This window comes from Streptomyces sp. NPDC088747 (assembly GCF_044751025.1).
GTDB lineage: Bacteria > Actinomycetota > Actinomycetes > Streptomycetales > Streptomycetaceae > Streptomyces.
In genome coordinates this window covers 75,689-92,341 of sequence record NZ_JBIVKZ010000019.1, presented here as the reverse complement: position 1 = coordinate 92,341, position 16,653 = coordinate 75,689, and the positions used below count along the sequence as shown (strand labels likewise).

At 71.2% G+C, this 16,653-nt stretch carries 11 protein-coding genes, 1 tRNA gene and 1 pseudogene; 10 read left to right on the top strand and 3 right to left on the bottom strand.

The window, feature by feature from the left end; genetic code table 11:
- Window positions 1-18 precede the first annotated feature (18 nt).
- The 9 genes from ACIP79_RS34585 (at window position 19) to ACIP79_RS34545 (ending at window position 10,759) form a co-directional block, all read left to right on the top strand.
- Window positions 19-921, top strand: a complete 903-nt coding sequence (locus ACIP79_RS34585) for a LysR family transcriptional regulator (RefSeq protein WP_383687669.1) — start codon at window positions 19-21, stop codon at window positions 919-921.
- Window positions 922-1,110: 189 nt separating this feature from the next.
- A complete protein-coding gene (locus tag ACIP79_RS34580; protein ID WP_383687667.1) occupies window positions 1,111-1,470 on the top strand; it encodes an MmcQ/YjbR family DNA-binding protein in 360 nt (119 codons plus the stop codon).
- A gap of 542 nt (window positions 1,471-2,012) precedes the next feature.
- On the top strand, window positions 2,013-3,314 hold the full coding sequence (locus ACIP79_RS34575; RefSeq protein ID WP_401230076.1) for an MFS transporter: 1,302 nt from the start codon (window positions 2,013-2,015) through the stop codon (window positions 3,312-3,314).
- A gap of 159 nt (window positions 3,315-3,473) precedes the next feature.
- Window positions 3,474-3,547, top strand: a tRNA-Pro gene (locus tag ACIP79_RS34570).
- Window positions 3,548-3,781: 234 nt separating this feature from the next.
- A complete protein-coding gene (locus ACIP79_RS34565) occupies window positions 3,782-4,660 on the top strand; it encodes a helix-turn-helix domain-containing protein (protein WP_401229847.1) in 879 nt (292 codons plus the stop codon).
- A gap of 167 nt (window positions 4,661-4,827) precedes the next feature.
- Window positions 4,828-5,691: an ABC transporter ATP-binding protein gene (locus ACIP79_RS34560; RefSeq protein WP_401229844.1), complete on the top strand. Its 864-nt coding sequence runs from the start codon at window positions 4,828-4,830 to the stop codon at window positions 5,689-5,691.
- 106 nt (window positions 5,692-5,797) lie between these two features.
- Complete coding sequence (locus ACIP79_RS34555; RefSeq protein ID WP_401229841.1) at window positions 5,798-6,859, top strand: iron-siderophore ABC transporter substrate-binding protein; 1,062 nt, start codon at window positions 5,798-5,800, stop codon at window positions 6,857-6,859.
- Window positions 6,856-8,961: an iron ABC transporter permease gene (locus ACIP79_RS34550; protein ID WP_401229838.1), complete on the top strand. Its 2,106-nt coding sequence runs from the start codon at window positions 6,856-6,858 to the stop codon at window positions 8,959-8,961. The genes ACIP79_RS34555 and ACIP79_RS34550 overlap by 4 nt, the downstream gene beginning before the upstream one ends.
- A gap of 625 nt (window positions 8,962-9,586) precedes the next feature.
- Window positions 9,587-10,759: a peptidase C39 family protein gene (locus ACIP79_RS34545; protein ID WP_401229835.1), complete on the top strand. Its 1,173-nt coding sequence runs from the start codon at window positions 9,587-9,589 to the stop codon at window positions 10,757-10,759.
- Here the strand turns inward: ACIP79_RS34545 and ACIP79_RS34540 are convergent.
- The 3 genes and pseudogenes from ACIP79_RS34540 to ACIP79_RS34530 all read right to left on the bottom strand — a co-directional run.
- Window positions 10,678-12,564: an FHA domain-containing protein gene (locus tag ACIP79_RS34540; protein ID WP_401229833.1), complete on the bottom strand. Its 1,887-nt coding sequence runs from the start codon at window positions 12,562-12,564 to the stop codon at window positions 10,678-10,680. The genes ACIP79_RS34545 and ACIP79_RS34540 overlap by 82 nt on opposite strands.
- Window positions 12,565-12,693: 129 nt before the next feature.
- Window positions 12,694-13,230: a hypothetical protein gene (locus ACIP79_RS34535; RefSeq protein WP_401230096.1), complete on the bottom strand. Its 537-nt coding sequence runs from the start codon at window positions 13,228-13,230 to the stop codon at window positions 12,694-12,696.
- 576 nt (window positions 13,231-13,806) lie between these two features.
- Window positions 13,807-14,733, bottom strand: a pseudogene (locus tag ACIP79_RS34530) (serine/threonine-protein kinase); the annotation flags it as partial.
- 433 nt (window positions 14,734-15,166) lie between these two features.
- Between ACIP79_RS34530 and ACIP79_RS34525 the strand changes: the two are divergent.
- Window positions 15,167-16,648, top strand: a complete 1,482-nt coding sequence (locus tag ACIP79_RS34525; protein WP_401229831.1) for a glycerophosphodiester phosphodiesterase family protein — start codon at window positions 15,167-15,169, stop codon at window positions 16,646-16,648.
- Window positions 16,649-16,653: the final 5 nt, after the last annotated feature.

Genomic DNA, 16,653 nt, shown 5'->3' with positions numbered 1-16,653 from the left:
CCTGAGAGAATCGGGCACATGATCGAAGCGCGGCGGCTCCACATCCTTCGTGCGGTGGCGGACCACCGCACGGTGACGGCGGCTGCCGCCGCGCTCTATCTCACGCCCTCAGCCGTTTCCCAGCAGCTGACCGCCCTGGAGCAGGAGACCGGCCACCGGCTGGTGGAGCGCGGCGCGAAGGGCGTACGGCTGACTCCGGCCGGCGAGATCCTGCTCAGCCACACCAACACGGTTCTGGCCCAGCTGGAGCGGGCGGAGGCGGAGCTCGCCGCCTACGGCTCGGGCGCGGCCGGCACGGTCACCGTCGCCTCCTTCGCCACCGGCATCGCGCTGGTCGTCGCGCCCGCGGTGGCCCGGCTCGCGGTGTCGGCGCCCGGCATCCGCATCCGCGTCCAGGACGCCGAGGGCGACGCCAGCCTGCCGATGGTCCTCGACCGGCAGGTCGATGTCGCGGTCGCCGTCGAGTACCGCGGGGCGCCACGGGCCGACGACCCGCGCCTGACCCACGTACCGCTGTACGCCGAGCCCTTCGACGCGGTGGTCCCGGTCGGCCACCGCCTCGCCGACGCCGACGAGGTGCCGCTCGCCGAGCTGGCCAAGGACACCTGGATCGGCCCCTACCCGGGGAACCCGTGCCACGAGGTGGTCGTCCTCGCCTGCGAGAGCGCCGGTTTCGAACCCCGCCTCGAACACTCCTCGGACGACTTCCGCGCGGTGGTGGCCCTGGCTTCGGCCGACGCGGGCGTCGCGCTCGTACCGCGCTCCGCGCTGCGCGGCATGGACCTCACGGGTGTGGTTGTCCGCCCGGTCGACGGGGTGGCGCCGACTCGTCGGGTCTTCGCGGCGGTGCGACGGGGAGCGGAGGGGCATCCGTTGATTCGGCCGGTGGTGGATGCGCTTGTGGGGGTTGCGGAGGGGTAACCCGGGGCGGGGCAGGGCGGGTCCGGGCGAGGTGCTGCCGTGGGGTGTCTTCGCTGACTTCGCTGTCTTCGCTGTTCGCCGTCATGCCGGGGTGGCGTCAGGCGGATGCTTTGCCGGTGGACGGTTCGTTGCCGGGAGGGGGAACGGGGCCCGGCGTGATTGTCGGTGGTATTGGTTACGGTGCCTGTCATGCCGGATGCCGAAGACGTACGCCGTACCGCCCTGTCCCTGCCGGACACGACGGAGCAGATCGCCTGGAACATGCCGACGTTCCGGGTCGCGGGAAAGATGTTCGCCACGTTGCCGGAGGACGAGACCTCCATCGCCGTGCGCTGCCCGAAGGAGGAGCGGGACGAGCTCGCCAGGGCCGAGCCCGGGAAGTTCTGGATCGCCGATCACGAGGCGGGCTTCGCCTGGGTCCGGGTCCGACTGGCGACCCTGGAGGACGAGGACGAACTCCGCGACATCCTCGCCGATTCCTGGCGTCAGGCCGCTCCGACCCGACTGCTCGACTCCTACCCGGAGTTGGGTCTGCCGTCCGTCGGCTGAGACTCCCGAAGCGTTGTCAGTGCGCCGTGGCATGATCCGAAGACGGGAGCGGGACGCCGAGGCGGGGGGCGAGTGGGATGGGCGGGATGGGCGGGGGAGCGGGGCGTCGGCCTTCGGGTGACGGCGGGGCGCGATGGGAGCCGTCGGCCGGGGAGAGCTCGACGCCCGGGGCGGGCGACGGTGCCACGGGTGATGGCGGGGCGGCCGACAGTGGCGTGGTCAATGGCGGCGTGGTCAATGGCGGGACGGTCAACGGTGGGGCGTCAGCTGACGGAAGTGGGCCCGGTCCGGTTCCTCCGGCGCTCGGGAAGCCATCGGACGCCGAGCTGACCCGGGAGCCGGGAGCCGGTGCCGACGAACACCACGGCGCCCGCGTCCGGGACTTGGCTGACCGGATCTCCGCCGGGCGGCCGGCGGGACGGATTACCGCCCTCAACCGTGGCGCGGACAGGTCCTCACGCCGTGGTGGGGGCAAGTCCGCACGGCGTGCTGCGGACAAGTCCCTCGGTCGTGGTCCGGGCAAGCCCCCGGGCCGCCGCGACCTGGCCGCCGAGCGTGCCCCGCGACCCGTCTGGTCACGGGACTTCGCGTTGTTCTTCGTCGCGCGAGCCCTCGCCCGGCTCGGTGACACGATCCTGCCGGTGGCGCTGGCCGCGGGACTTCTCCAGTACGGCTACGGGGTGGGCGCGGTAGGACTGGCGATGGCCGCGTCGGCCGCCCCCTTCGCAGGGCTGGTCGTCTTCGGCGGGGTGATCGCCGACCGGTTCAGCACCCGCAAACTGATGATCGGCGCCGACCTGGTCCGATTGGTCACCCAGGCACTCACGGCCGGGCTCTTCTTCGCCGGCCATGTGGTCCTCTGGCAGATCTGTGTGATCGGCGCCGTCAACGGCGTGGCGGGCGCGGTCTTCCAGCCCGGCGTCGCCAGTACGGTCCCGCGCCTGGCCACCGACGTACAAGGGGCCAACGGCGCGATACGGATCGCCGAGTCCGCCGCCCAGCTCGCGGGCCCCGCCCTGGCGGGATTGCTGGTCGCGTTCGCGTCGGCCGGAGCGGTCTTCGCGGCGCACGCGGGCACGTACGCGCTCAGCGCCCTGTGTCTGCTGCTGCTCCGGCTGCCGCCGGCCGTGCCCGGAAGCCATGCCCAGGGCGGCACCTTCAGAGCCGATCTCGTCGTGGGCTGGCGGGAGTTCAGGTCCAGAACCTGGCTCTGGGGAGTCATCGTCATCTGGTGCGTGTACATGATCTTCTGCTGGGGGCCCACGGTCCCCCTGGTGGCGACGGAGGTGGTCCAGCAGTACGGCCCGCGCGCCTATGGCCTGGTCAACTCGGCCCTCGGTGCGGGCACGGTCATAGGCGGCCTGATCGCGCTGCGGCTGCGCCCTCGCCGCATGCTGCGGGTCGGTGCGATCGCCCTCTTCGCGTTCGCCTGCTTCCCCGCCGCGGTCGGGGCGGGGCTCGGCGTCTGGGCGATGTCGGCCGGAGCGGTGATAGCGGGCGCGGGCCTGTCGGTGTGGGGCGTGATGTGGGCGACCAGCGTGCAGACCCAGGTCGCACCGGACGTCCTCAACCGCATACACGCCTACGACGTCGCCGGCTCCCTCGCGATGATGCCCGTCGGGCAGGCACTGGCGGGACCGGCCGCGACGCTCCTCGGCGCGGACCACGTCCTCCTCGTCGCCGGCCTCATGACCCTCGTTGTCGCGACGGCCCTGTTGTCGGTGCCCGCGATACGTGGGTTGGTGCGGGTCGACAACACCGCTTCGGCCTCGGCCTCCGCTCTCGTCGCGAGACCGCGTCCGACCGCGGCGAAACCCGCCCCTGTACGACGGGACCACCGCTGAGGCGTGGGCCGAGAGGGCGACCAGGTAGGCGTCGCCGCCCGCCCGTATCTCTCGCCGGTCGGCAGTTCCACCGTAGAAACGCGGGCGCGATCAGTATCGCGAGTGCGGTATTGTTTCCGTGCGCGTTCGGCCTGGGGAAACACCAGGTCAGACGGGCGCCGGGACGTGGCGCAGCTTGGTAGCGCACTTGACTGGGGGTCAAGGGGTCGCAGGTTCAAATCCTGTCGTCCCGACTCGTGAGAGTCGTAGGTCTGGGCCGGTTGCGGAGAGAGATCCGTGACCGGCCCCAGGCCGTTCTTGAGGCGGGTCATGTTCGCGGACGCCCGCGGCGGGTGACCGGACGGCCGCGGCGGATGCCCGGACGGCCGAGAGCCGAACCAGGGGCGTCGAGGTACGCCGTACCGAACCGTTCCCTCGATCGCGGGCCACGGCCAGGCACCCTCGACGCCCCTGGTTAGACTCCCCGCATGATCCGAGCGTCCCGTGGTGAGGCGAGCCCCGGGATGTGGCGGCGTGAGGCGGGCACCGTGGTGCGCGGGGCCGGGGAGCTTCCGGAGCAGGTGGCGGGCTCGTTCACCATCATCGCGGGGCACCACGTTCCCCGCGTTCCCACCGAGTGGGCGCCGCACTCGCACTCCCTGCACGAGCTCGTGTGGGTACGAGGGGGAACGCTGACCTCCCGGGTGGAGGACCGCGTCTTCACCGTGACCGAGGGGCGCGGGCTGTGGATGCCCGCCGGAGTGGTGCACGGGGGCAGGGCGACGGCGGGCGCGGAGTTCCACGACGCCTTCTTCGCTCCCGACCGCACACCGTTCGCGTTGGCCTTCGAGGAACCGAAGGCGATCGCGATGACGCCGTTGCTGGAGTCGCTGCTGACCCATCTGTCGCGCACGGATCTCGACGCGGCGGCGAGGGCGCGGGCGGAGTCGGTCGTGTTCGACGTGCTCCAGCCGTCGGAACGCCAGCTCGCGCTGCAACTGCCCGGCGACCCCCGGATCGACGCGATCGCCGAAGCCCTCCTGGACGATCCCGGCGACTGCCGCTCGCTGGAGGAGTGGGCGCGGTGGCTGGGGGTCAGCGACCGCACGATCACCCGAGCGTTCCGCCATACGACGGGTCTGTCCTTCGCACAGTGGCGGCAGGTGCTGCGCGTGCACCGGGCGCTGACACTCCTCTCCGAGGGCTTCGACGTCACGACCGTCTCCGAGACGCTCGGCTACGCGCAGCCGAGCTCCTTCATCGCGGCGTTCCGGCGGGTCATGGGAACCACGCCGGGCACCTTCTTCGGAACGGCCGACGCCACCGTGGATGTCCGGAATCCCGTATCGGGTGTCCAGAACACCTGATTGTCGACAGGGCGAGCGGAATATAGCCTTCTCGGAGTTAGGTAACCTTAGTTGATGCTCGCCGCGAACGGTGTGTCTTCCGTGCGTGGGAGAGTCCGCGGCCCAGCCGGTGAAGTCCGGACGGAGGGTGCCGCGGTCCCTGCCCCTCCGAGCGTCCGGAACCACCCATGTTCACAAGCCTCTCCCGGCGCGCCGGTCGCCCCGCGGACGACACCGCCACACCGGTGACCGCCCTCAACGGGCATGACCTGGTGCTGCGGTACAGCGGCGAAGCCGTCGTCCACGGCGTCTCGCTCGCTCTTGAACCGGGCCGTGCCACCGCCCTGGTGGGGCCGAACGGGAGCGGGAAGTCCACGCTGCTGCGCGCGCTCTCCCGACTGCACCGGGTGGACGGCGGCCGGGTGACGCTCGGCGCCCCCGAGGGACAGCCCGAGCGCGACGCGGCTCTGCTCAGCGCCCGTCAGTTCGCCCGCGAGGTCACGCTGTTCTCGCAGTCGAGGCCCGCGCCCCAGGGGCTGACGGTCACGGAGGTCGTGGCGTTCGGACGCCACCCCTACCGGCGCGGCTTCGCCGGACCGACCGCCGAGGACCGTACCGCCATCGACCACGCCATGGGCGTCACCGGCGTGCGGGACATGGCCGGACGGCCCGTCGGTGAACTCTCCGGCGGTGAGATGCAGCGGGTCTGGCTCGCGGCCTGCCTGGCACAGGACACCGGCGTCGTGCTGCTGGACGAGCCGACCAACCACCTGGACCTGCGCTACCAGATCGAGACGCTCGACCTGGTGCGCGATCTCGTCGAGGAGCACGGCATCGCCGTCGGCATCGTGCTGCACGACCTCGACCAGGCGTCCTGCGTAGCGGACTCGCTGGTCCTGATGAAATCCGGCCGCGTCCACGCGGTGGGCGCACCTGTCGACGTCCTCACCGCGCGCAACATCGGCGAGGTCTACGACATCCGTGTCGAGGTCGCCGTCGACCCCCGCACGCGCCGTCTCCGTATCGACCCGATCGGGCGGCACTCCGCCTGAAGCGGCACCTCCGCCGCCCCGTCGCACAGCAAGAGCCCCGTTCGCGCACCAAGAACGAACGGCATGCACGAACAGCAAGAACGAACAGCAAGAAAGAGGATCCTTCATGAACCGTGCCCGTCGCCTGGCGGCGTCAGCCGCCGCGGGGCTCGTCGTCCTCGCCGCATCGTCCTGCGGAACCACCGACGTCGACCACGCCGAGACCGGCAGCAGCGCCAGTGCGTCGCCCGCGTCCAAGAGCTGCGCGGACGACACCACGACCACCTCGACGCAGCCGGTCTCCTTCAAGGACGGCGTCGGCCGGCAGGTGAAGCTCGACAAGCCCGCCAAGCGGATCGCGGTCCTGGAATGGCAGCAGGTCGAGGACGCGCTGACCCTGTGCGTCACCCCCACCGCGGTCTCCGACGCCAAGGGATACCGCACCTGGGTCAGCGCGGAGACGCTGCCCGGCGGAGTGACGGACATCGGGACCCGTGAGGAGCCCGACCTCGACATCCTCTACGCCGCCAAGCCCGACCTGATCATCGTGGAGGCGTTCGACTCCGACGACGAGACCATCAAGAAGCTGGAGAAGCGCGGCGTCCCCGTGATGGCGACGCGCGGGGCGAACCCGGCCGACCAGATCGGGAACATGCGGGACGTGTTCAGCATGATCGGCAAGGCGACTGGGCGCACCGAGCGGGCCGACCAGGTGCTCAAGGAGTTCGACCAGCACCTGGCGACGGCCAAGAAGCAGGTCACCGACGCCGATCTGCCCACGAAGGACTTCCTGTTCTTCGACGGCTGGCTCGAAGGAGGCAACCTCACCGTCCGCCCCTACAGCAAGGGCGCCCTGTTCACCGAGATAGGCGAAGAGCTCGGCATGAACCCCGCCTGGACCGACGACGTCAACAAGGCCCACGGGGACGGCGGCGTCGACCCCGACTACGGCCTCGCGCAGACCGACGTCGAGGGACTCACCGCGGTGGGGAACGCCAACCTCTTCTACGCCAACGACGAAGGTGCCGGCGGCTACGTCGAGGCCCTGAAGAAGAACCCGATCTGGAAGACCCTCCCGGCCGTGAAGGAAGGACGCGCGCACGCGTTCCCGGCGCGGGTGTGGGGCGCCGGCGGGCCGCGCTCCTGCGAGCAGGCGATCGACGCGTACGTCAACGTACTCGACAAGTGAGCGCGTCACCGACCTCGACAGCCGCGGGGAGAGCGCTGCCGCGCGCCGGACACGGCGGCGGCGCTCCCTCCGGGGTGGCGGTCCTCGCGCTGCTTCTCGTCGCGACCGTCGTGGTGGGCATGTGGCATCTGACGCAGGGGACCTCGGGCGTCGGCGTCGGCGACCTGGTGCGGCATCTCGCCGGGGAACCGGACAGAGCAGGCGGGCCTCCGGTCGGCGAGATCCTCACCGGGTCGCGGCTGCCCCGGCTGTTCGCGGGCGTGGCGGTGGGCTTCGCCCTCGGCTGCGCCGGCGCGCTGCTCCAGTCCGTCACGCACAACGCGCTCGCCTCGCCCGACACCCTCGCGGTCACGGCCGGGGCCTACTTCACGCTCACCCTCGTCGCGGCCTTCGGTCTCGCCGTCCCGCTCTGGGCGTCGGGCGCCGTCGCCTTCGCCGGCGGTCTGGTCGCGGCGGCGCTCGTCCTGCTCCTCGCGGGCCGGGCCGCCGGGACCACGGGCACCCGCCTCATCCTCGCCGGATCGGCCATGGCGATGGCCCTGGATGCGGCGACCGGAATGCTCCTCATCCTGTTCAGCCAGAACACGACCGGACTGTTCGCCTGGGGAAGCGGTTCGCTCGCGCAGCTCAACATCGACGCGTCGGTCCGCGCCTACCCCCTCGTCGCCGTGGTGCTGTGTGTCGCGCTGGCGCTGTCCCGGCGGCTGGACGTGATGAACCTCGGCGACGACGCCGCGTCCACCCTCGGCGTACCGATCCGGACCACCCGCGTGACCGCGGTGCTCTGCGCGGTACTTCTGACCAGCACGGCGGTGACTCTGGCGGGCCCGATCTCCTTCGTCGGGCTCGGCGCACCCGTCCTGGCCCGCCTCATCGCGGGGCGCGTCCGGGCGCTGCGCCGACACCTCCTGCTGGTGCCCGCCGCCGGACTGCTCGGCGCGCTGCTCATCCTGCTCGCGGACGCGTCGCTGCGCGCGCTCCAAGGGGCGGACGGTGCCGCCTCCATTCCCACGGGCGTGCCGACCGCCCTGCTCGGCTCCGTCGTGATCGTGGTCCTCGCGCTCCGCCTCCGCGACACGGGCGGGCTACGTCAGCCGCCGCACGCACGGGTCGCCGTACGATCCCGCCGCGGGTTCCTGCTCGTCGTACTCGGCTCGGTGGCACTGCTGGCCGGGGCGGTCCTCGTCGCGATGCTGGCGGGAAGCCTCTGGCTGCGTACGGGGGACATCGTGCTCTGGGCGCAGGGCACGGCCCCCGACCTGATCGGCCAGGCGCTCGACGACCGGGTCCCACGCGTGATCGCCGCTGTCCTCGCCGGCGCGGCGCTCGGACTGGCCGGATGCGTCGTGCAGGGCGCGGTACGCAACCCGCTCGCGGAGCCGGGAGTGCTCGGCATCACGGCGGGCGCCGGGCTCGGCGCCGCGAGCGTCGTCACGTCGGGTCTGTCCGGCGGACGGCCGGTGCTGATCGTCGTCGCGGTCGCGGCGGGGCTCGCCACGTTCGCGGTGATCGCCCTGCTGTCCTGGCGCGGCGGGTTCCTGCCCGACCGCTTCGTCCTGATCGGCATCGGCTGCGGGTACGGCCTCAGCTCCATCACCACCTTCCTTCTGCTGCGTGCCGACCCGTACAACACGCCCCGGATCTTCACCTGGCTCTCCGGCACGACGTACGGCCGCACGCTGCCCGACGTCGTACCGGTCGCGGTGGCTCTGGCGCTGGCGCTTCCCGTGCTGCTCGCCGTGCGTGGCAGGCTCGATCTCCTCGCCGTCGACGAGGACACCCCGCGCATCGTCGGCGTCGGGGTGGAACGCGCCCGACTCGCCGCGCTGGCGATCTCCGCGGTGCTCGCGGCGCTCAGCGTGGTCGCTGTCGGCGTCGTCGGCTTCGTGGGGCTCGTCGCCCCGCACCTCGCCCGCTCGCTGGTGGGCGCCCGGCACGGCCGCTCGATCCCGGTCTCGATGCTGCTCGGCGGACTGCTCGTGTGCGTGGCCGACGCCCTCGGCCGCACGGTCGTCGCACCGGCCCAGGTACCGGCGGGGCTCATGATCGCCCTGGTCGGCGCTCCGTACTTCGTCTGGGTGCTGCGGCGGTCCCGCGCGTGACGTCCGACGGGCATGACGTCCGTCGGGCCGGGCGTGGGCGCACGCCGGCGGGGTGCCCGTCGGCACCGACGACAACCGGGGGCGCTGCGCGTCTGCGACGCTACGGCGTGGGCTCGGACGGCTTCCGACCGCCGACCGGCTCAGTTGGCTTCTATTTCCGCGGGCGCGGGTTGTCGTTGATGGGCTCGGAGCGTTGGAGTGTCAGAGAGACTCCAACGCGGGGGCGTCGGGCTGTCGATGGCCGGGGCTGGATCCCCGGGCCGGATATCCGGGGCTGGATCCCCGGCCTGGACATCCGGGCTGGATCCCCGGCCTGGATCCCCGGCCGGTCGGACTGGTCCGCCGCCGGTTCAGTCCAGGTTCCTCGGCGCGGTCGGCCGGTTCAGTTCAGGTTCGTTGGTCTGGTCGGCTGGTTCGGACCAGGCTCCTCGGCCCGGTCTACCGGCCAGCCCAGCCCCCGACCTGGTCTTACCGCCCCAGTCCAGCCCCCGTTGCCCAGTCTGCCGACTCAGCCTCCCGCCTGCCGACGGGTGCGCACCCTCGGACCCGAGGTGGTGGCACCTCCGCCACGTGCCCGCGGGTGACTCCCCGCCTTTCACCCTCTCCGACCCGTCAGGAGCGCCGAATGTCGTCCCCGCAGGAAACGCCCGTGAAGAGCATCGTCGTCCCGTTCGAGTCCGGCACGGTGCCGGCCCCGCTGGGGCGGCTCGGACAGGGCGAGGTGGTTGAGCGGTGGCACGCGGTCGACCGCTCCGCGTACGACCCTCACCTCGTGGCCGTGCCGGGGGACGACGGCGGGCGCTGGGCCGCCGCCGCGCTCGTGACGGCCCGCCCGCACACCGACTACCTGAAGATCGTCGACGCCATCGGGGACGTACCGGCGGCCGTCGAAGCCGTCGTCGCGCACGCCCGCCGCCGGGAGCTCGCGCAGGTCAAGTGGGAGGGATGGACGGCGAGCCCCGAGGTCGCCGCTGCTGCCGGGTTCGTGCCGTTGAGCCCGCCGGTCACGGAGTCGCAGGACGCCGCCGGGCTGGCTGACGGCTACGTCCGCTGGTTGCGCGGCGGCGTGGCGACCGAGCCCCCGTACTACGGTCAGACCACGCACTTCACCTGCGGTGCCGTCGCCGCCCTGGTCGCGCAGGCACACGCGGGGACGCTGTCGCGGGAGGCGCTGGGCCGCGGGGCGGAGCTGACGTTGTGGCGCGACGCGACCAACTTCCCCGCCTGCGAGCCCGTCGGACTGGCCGTCGCCGTACGCCGAGCCTGGCCCTCGTCCCCCGTCACGGTCCACCTCGACACCGACCGGCCCGTACTGATCGACCACCATCCGGAGGACGAACAGGAATGGCGCGCCCTGCTCCAGCGCACGTCGCGGGCGGACGCCGGGCGGATCGGCGTTCCGATCGACCCGCGCCACCTCACCCTGAACGCGATCAGGGACGCGATCGGCCGAGGGGAGCACGTGCTGCTCCTGGTGTCGCTCGCCGGGATGCAGGGGTTCGACGTTCCGCACTGGGTGCTCTGCCACGGCGCCGTGCCCGGCGCCGTGGTGATCGAGGACCCCTGGGCCAACACGGAGACGGGGGACACGTGGGTCGACGCCCATCTGCTGCCCGTCGCCGACGCGTCCCTCGACACGATGTCGACCCTCTCCCCTCTTTCCCCGGACCGCTTCCATGGCGCCGTGGTCATAGGCCGGGAGGATCCGGCGAAGGCTCAGGCAGGGTTCACGGACGGGGCGTCCTGCACCGCGGGACCCAACGGGAGGTTCCGGGGATCGGCGGGGCGAGGGACGTAGACGGGGGAGTCCGACTGGTAGAAGAGGTCGATGTCGGCCTCTTCGCCGCCGACGATCAGGGTGTCCCAGGCCCCACTCTCCTGGAGCGTGCGGAGCGTGGCGGGATCCAGCGCGGAGAGGTGGACGCGCAGTTCCTCGTCTGTGGGCATGCCCGGCATACGGGGTGCGAGCCGCGCGCGTATCGCGCTCATCCTCTCCAACAGGGCGTCGAGGTGGGCCTGCTGGGACTCGGAGCCCACGCTCGGCAGCGGTTCCATACTCCGGGCGATGATGTCCTTGATGGCGCGGGTGGCGCCCTGCTCGTCGGTGGTGACCATCGCGTTCCAGGCCCGGCTCTTGTGCCGGTACTGAAGCATGGACATCGCCGCCTCGTGCCGGATGAAGTCGGCGTCACGCAACGGCTTACCCCGCCAGGCGCGGCTGAGTGAGCGGGCCAGCGAAGTGGCCGAGGCGAGACCGCTGTTGAGGCCGCGGCCCGGCCAGAAGTGGATGGCGTTGGCCGCGTCGCCCAGCAGGAAGCCGTACGTCCCGGGAGTCGTCGCGGTCGGGCGGCTCAACTGCGCCGTGAACCGGGGCCGTTGCACCATGTCGAGCCGGAACGACGTGACCGCGGTGAGCTCGTCCTCGGACATGCCGAACAGCTTGAGCCCTTCCCGGATCCGCTTCCACAGGGGCGAACTGCGCAGCAGGGCGGGCAGGAAGAGGGTTCCGTGCGACGGGCAGCGGAACTCGTTGTCCTCCTCGCGGGTCATGACGCAGGGGCGGGCGGCGATGCACTCCTCGAAGACCTGACGGACCGGGTCGATGCCGACGACGTTCTTCGCCTCCTCGCGCGTGAGGCGCATGTTCAGGAAGCCCTCGCCGCGCAGCGAGTTGAGGAGGAACCTGTTCTGCGACACGGTCAGCAGCACGCTCATCGGGTCGGAGAGCGGGGACTTCACGCGCAGCCCCAGCACCACGTCCTGCAGATGGTCGCCTTCGAGGGAGTAGATCGAGGCGTCGGCCGCGCCGAAACGGTCCTTGTAGTGCTCGCGGGTGCGGGACCGTCCGCCCTCACAGACCACCAGGACGTGTTCCTGCGCGAGCCGCCCCTGGTACTCGGTGGGGTCGAACCGCTTCGGTATCAGCTGGATCGCGCTGCTCTTGTTCGCCAGGTCCAGCAGGCGGTCCTCGATGTACGCGATCCGGATGTTGCGGGGAGGCCTGCCCTCCACGGAGTCCGGTCCTACGGGCCACATCTCCGTGTAGTCACCCGAGTCGAACAGTGCCGACTGCATCTCCTCGGGCAGGGCGAGGTACTGCCGGCTCTGGACGGTCACCACCTGCTGGCGACGGGTGTTTCCGTGGGTCTCGTCCTTCCAGACCACGGATGAGCCGTTCCTGATCCACCGGCCTTCGTAGACCTTGATGGCGACCCGCCCGCGCAACATGTTCTCCAGCGTCAGCGCGAAGGCCAGGCCGACCGGGCCGCCGCCGGTGATCGTGACGCGGAGCAGACCGGGGTCCTCGGAGGCCTTGGTGCGGGGCATGTCGAGGAGGGAGAGGTCCATGACCGTCTCCATGGCCTCCTGCGACTCGTAGAGGAAGGTCTCGTCACCGATCCGGATGCGGTCGTTGGGGAGCAGGACGTGCCGGGTGACGCGCTCGTCGTTGACGAAGGTCCCGTTCCGGCTGCGGTCGTACAGGACGAAGCCGGCGTCCTCCTGCAGGATTTCGGCGTGCAGACGGGAGGCACTGACGCTGACGATCACGACGCCGCTGTCGCTCTTGCGGCCGAACGTCAGGGGCGCGGCGCTCAGAACCACGCTCTGACCAGTGAAGGGACCCGTTTGCCCCACGATGACCGATGGCACTCGTACTCCTAGCGGACGACACTCAACAGGGAAAAGAGACCGCGTGACGCGGCCGCTCCGGCATCAGGACGGAGCCGTCACTCACGCGCAGGTCAGGGACAGCGGGACCATGTTGGACCTGCCCTGGAGCGGGGCGTTGAGCTCCACACCGATCGCGCTCTCGAGGGTTCCGCTCTTCGCCCACGTGGTCAGGCTGACGCTGACCTGTGTGGTGAGGCTTCCACCGTTCGGGAACGACAGGGTCCTCCACTGCTCGTCGGTGACCGAACCGTCCGTGGACACCCACCGGTAGGAGAACTGCGCCGGGAGCCGTTCCACCGTGAACGTCGCCGTGAAAGTGGGCGCTTCGCCGTCCGGAGGCGGGCACTGGCCCGAGTACGTCGTCCGTGAACCCGTCACCTGCATCTGCACTCCCTCGGAAGCGGAGGTGTCCTGCCCGCCGTTCGCCGTGCCGGGAGCGGCTGCCTCGTCGGCGTTCTGCGAGGGGTCCTTCGTGGCCGAAGTCCCTGAACCGGCGCCCGCGGCGTTGCCGGACTTTCCGTCCCCGTCGCCGTTGTTGAGGAGCGCGTATCCGGTCCCGGCCAGCGCCAGCACACACAGGGCCGCGCCCGCCGCCACCAGAACGGTGCTTCGCTTGCGCTTGGTGCGTCGTGAGGGGGCAGGGGGAAGGGTGCCTGTGGCCGTGGTGTCCGGGGAGGCAGGGTACGTGGGTGTCGGCGGCGATGAGAAGTGAGTGGCGGCTTGGTGGGGTGCCGGTTGCGGAGCGGCCTCCTGTGGTGCCGGCTGCGTGGCGACCGGCTCCGTCGCGGAGTGCGTGGCGGTGAACTGCTGCGAGGAATCCGTGGCCGCGGGCTGCTGCTCGGTCCGAGCCGGGGACGCCTGCCGTGGGTCCTGGGGTGCGGCTTGGACCGGGGACGCCTGTCGTGGGTCCGGGGTCTCGGCCTGGGCGGGAGACGCCTGGGTGGTGTGCTGGGTCTCGGCCTGAACCGGGGACGCCTGGGTCGTGTACCGCGTCTCGGCTTCGGCGGGGGACGCCTGGGTGGTGTGCTGGGTCTCGGCCTGGGCCGGGGTCGGCTGGGTCGTGTGCCGGGTTTCGGCCTCGGCGGGGGACGCCTGTCGTGGGTCCGGGGTCCTGGCCTGGGCGGGGGATTCCTGCGTCGAGTAGCGCGTCTCGGCCTGGGTCAGGGACGTCTGGGGCGTGAACTGGGTCTCGGGCTCTTCCGCGACGGTCGGCGGGACCGGAGACGACGTCCGTGCGGGTTCCGCGTCGAGCGTGCCGCCCTAGCTGACCAACCGCAGGTCGTGCGCGGCCTGTTCGGCGCCGAGGCGCTCCTCCGGATCCTTCTGCAGGAGTCCTTCGATGACCGGAGTGAGGGCTCCGGCGCGGCGGGGCGGGGGCAACTCCGCGTCCACGATGGCCCGCAGGGTGCTGAGAGGCGTGTTCTTGCGGAAGGGCGAGCCTCCCTCGACGACCGCGTAGAGCAGCACGCCGAGCGACCACAGGTCCGACGCGAAGGCCGGCCGTTGGCCCAACGCCCGCTCCGGAGCGAGGAATTCGGGAGACCCGACGACCTCGCCGGTCATGGTGAGCGCCGTGCTGCCCTCGATTTCGGCGATGCCGAAGTCGGTGAGCACCACTCGGCCGTCCTTGGCCATCAGCACGTTGGCCGGCTTGACGTCGCGATGCAGTACGCCCGCCTCGTCGGCGGCGCGGAGCGCGGCGAGCACCTCACCGCCGATCGACGCGGCGCGCTGAGGGGTGAGCGTCCCCTCCGCCTTCAGCAGGTCGGCCAGGGACTGACCACGTACCAGCTCCATGACGATCCACGGCCGGCCCTCTTCCATGGCCACGTCGTAGACGGTCACCACGCTCCGGTGCGACACCCGGGCCGCCGCCCACGCCTCGCGCTCCAGCCGCGTGTACATCCGCTCGATGGCGGCCGTGGGCAGCCCGACGGGCGCCCGGACCTCCTTGATGGCGACCTCGCGCTGCAACACCTGGTCGTGGGCCCGCCACACGGTTCCCATGCCACCCTCGCCCAGGGGCGACAGCAGCGCGTAGCGGCCGGCGACCACTCGTGGGGGGACCGACTCTTCGGGCCCGGAGTCCTCGTTGGCCATCGGGGCGAATCTTCCTTTCGTCACGCAAGCGGCTCGTCGGAGCGCGGATGCCGCCCTTGGAGTCGATCCCCGCGCACGACCGCACTCGGCGGAACCGCAGGTCGTCCGCAGGATCGCAGTGCCGTATCGCTGTCGCGAGATCAAGATGGTGCACGAGAGGGTGAGCCCTCCCGCGTCTGTTCCGGTGACGATCGTACTGCCGTGCGAGGGTGGTGCGTGCCGAAGTCTGCGCGGTTGTGCCTGAGTCTGATCGGTGGTCAACTGCGCGGGTATTCCGACGCGTTGACCTCGGACTCTCCCGGCACTCCTCGCACAGCAGTGGCCGTGCGAGGACTGATCCGGCGGCGGGGCTCTCCACCTATTCAATGGGTGGACGTCGGCGGGGCGTTCGACGTATGCCAGTTCTTCGTGCCGTCACCACACTCTTCGAGCCATGAAGAGATCAACTGTGAGCGGACTTGCGGCAATTGCCGCCTCGCTAACCCTGGCCGTGACCGCCGTGACCGCCGTGACGGTCACCGACGGCCGTCCGTCGGCCGGCATGGGGTTGGCCGTCGAGTCGGGCGGAAGCGGCGCGTCGTACATCTTCGGCGGGTCGGGCAGGCCCGGGAGTACGGCGGCCGTGCGCGCCTACCGCGACCTGCTCGACCACGGGCCCGACGCGAAGCTCCTCACCGTGGCGCACCGAGGCCAGTGGCGGGACGCCCCGGAGAACTCCCTGGCATCCTTCCGGGCGGCCTTCGACGACGGCGCCGAGATCATCGAGACGGACATCCAGTTGACGAAGGACGGCGTTCCCGTCCTGATGCACGACACCACCGTGGACCGCACCACGAACGGCACCGGCGCGGTCTCCGGGATGACGTTCGCCCAGATCAGGCAGCTCCGGTTGAGGGAAGGACTCGGTGGCGGGCAGGCGGCGCTCACCGACGCCCAAGTGCCCACGCTCGATGAGGCGATGAGGCTCGCCAAGAACCGGGGCCTGGTCAACCTGGACAAGGGCTGGCAGTTCCGGGAGGAGATCTGGCAGGTGCTCGTCCGCACCGGCACCGTCCGTAACGGCATCTACAAGAGCGATGCCCCGGTGCCCGAGGTGCAGGCATTCCGTTCGGACCACGACGGCGCCGTCTACATGCACATCATCACGGACGCCAACCTGACGGCCGCGGTGGAGTTCGGCGACGACCAGCCGGTGGCCTACGAGGTCAACTACGACACCGTCCAGGACGCCGTCGCCCGCAGGCCGTTCCTCGACTCCCTGGCCGAACACGGCCGCGTCTGGAACAACACCATGTGGAACGGTCTGGCGGACCACATGACCGACGAGGCGTCGCTGACCGACCCGTCGCGGGGCTGGGAGGCTCTGGTGCGCGGTTTCCGTACCACGGTCTTCCAGACGGACGACGTCGAGAAGCTGGAGTCCTGGCTCCGCACCGGCGAGGGCGACCCGCTGCCGCGCGGCGGCGTACGAGTCCAGGCCGAGGACTTCCTTCCGGGCAAGGACAAGGGCTACCACGACGAGGACGCCGGGAACACGGGCGGCCTGAAGATGCGTCCCGGTGAGGACGTCGACATCGACGACGCCGACGGCAACGTCCGTGTCGGGTGGATGCGCGGCGGAGAGTGGCTGACCTATGACGTGGACGTACCGCGCCGGGGGACCTACGAGCTCTCCGCCAGGGTGTCCTCGCCGTACAGCCCCGCGGGCACGTACACCGTCTCCTTCGACGGCGGCGCGGACAGCGAGCGGGTGGACGTGCACAACACCACCAGCCACAACAAGGAAGTCCTCCAGCCCAGCGGCGTACGGCAGTCACTGACCGCGGGCCGTCACACCCTCCGGATCAGCCTCCCCAGGGACGCCTACCAGAACTGGAACCTCGACTACCTCCAACTCGCCCCGGTCCGCGACTGACACGG

Coding starts and splice junctions, on each gene's coding strand:
- ACIP79_RS34555 (WP_401229841.1), top strand. CDS start 5,798: ATGAACCGTGCCCGTCGCCTGGCGGCGTCAGCCGCCGCGGGGCTCGTC.
- ACIP79_RS34560 (WP_401229844.1), top strand. CDS start 4,828: ATGTTCACAAGCCTCTCCCGGCGCGCCGGTCGCCCCGCGGACGACACC.
- ACIP79_RS34545 (WP_401229835.1), top strand. CDS start 9,587: ATGTCGTCCCCGCAGGAAACGCCCGTGAAGAGCATCGTCGTCCCGTTC.
- ACIP79_RS34565 (WP_401229847.1), top strand. CDS start 3,782: ATGATCCGAGCGTCCCGTGGTGAGGCGAGCCCCGGGATGTGGCGGCGT.
- ACIP79_RS34525 (WP_401229831.1), top strand. CDS start 15,167: ATGAAGAGATCAACTGTGAGCGGACTTGCGGCAATTGCCGCCTCGCTA.
- ACIP79_RS34585 (WP_383687669.1), top strand. CDS start 19: ATGATCGAAGCGCGGCGGCTCCACATCCTTCGTGCGGTGGCGGACCAC.
- ACIP79_RS34580 (WP_383687667.1), top strand. CDS start 1,111: ATGCCGGATGCCGAAGACGTACGCCGTACCGCCCTGTCCCTGCCGGAC.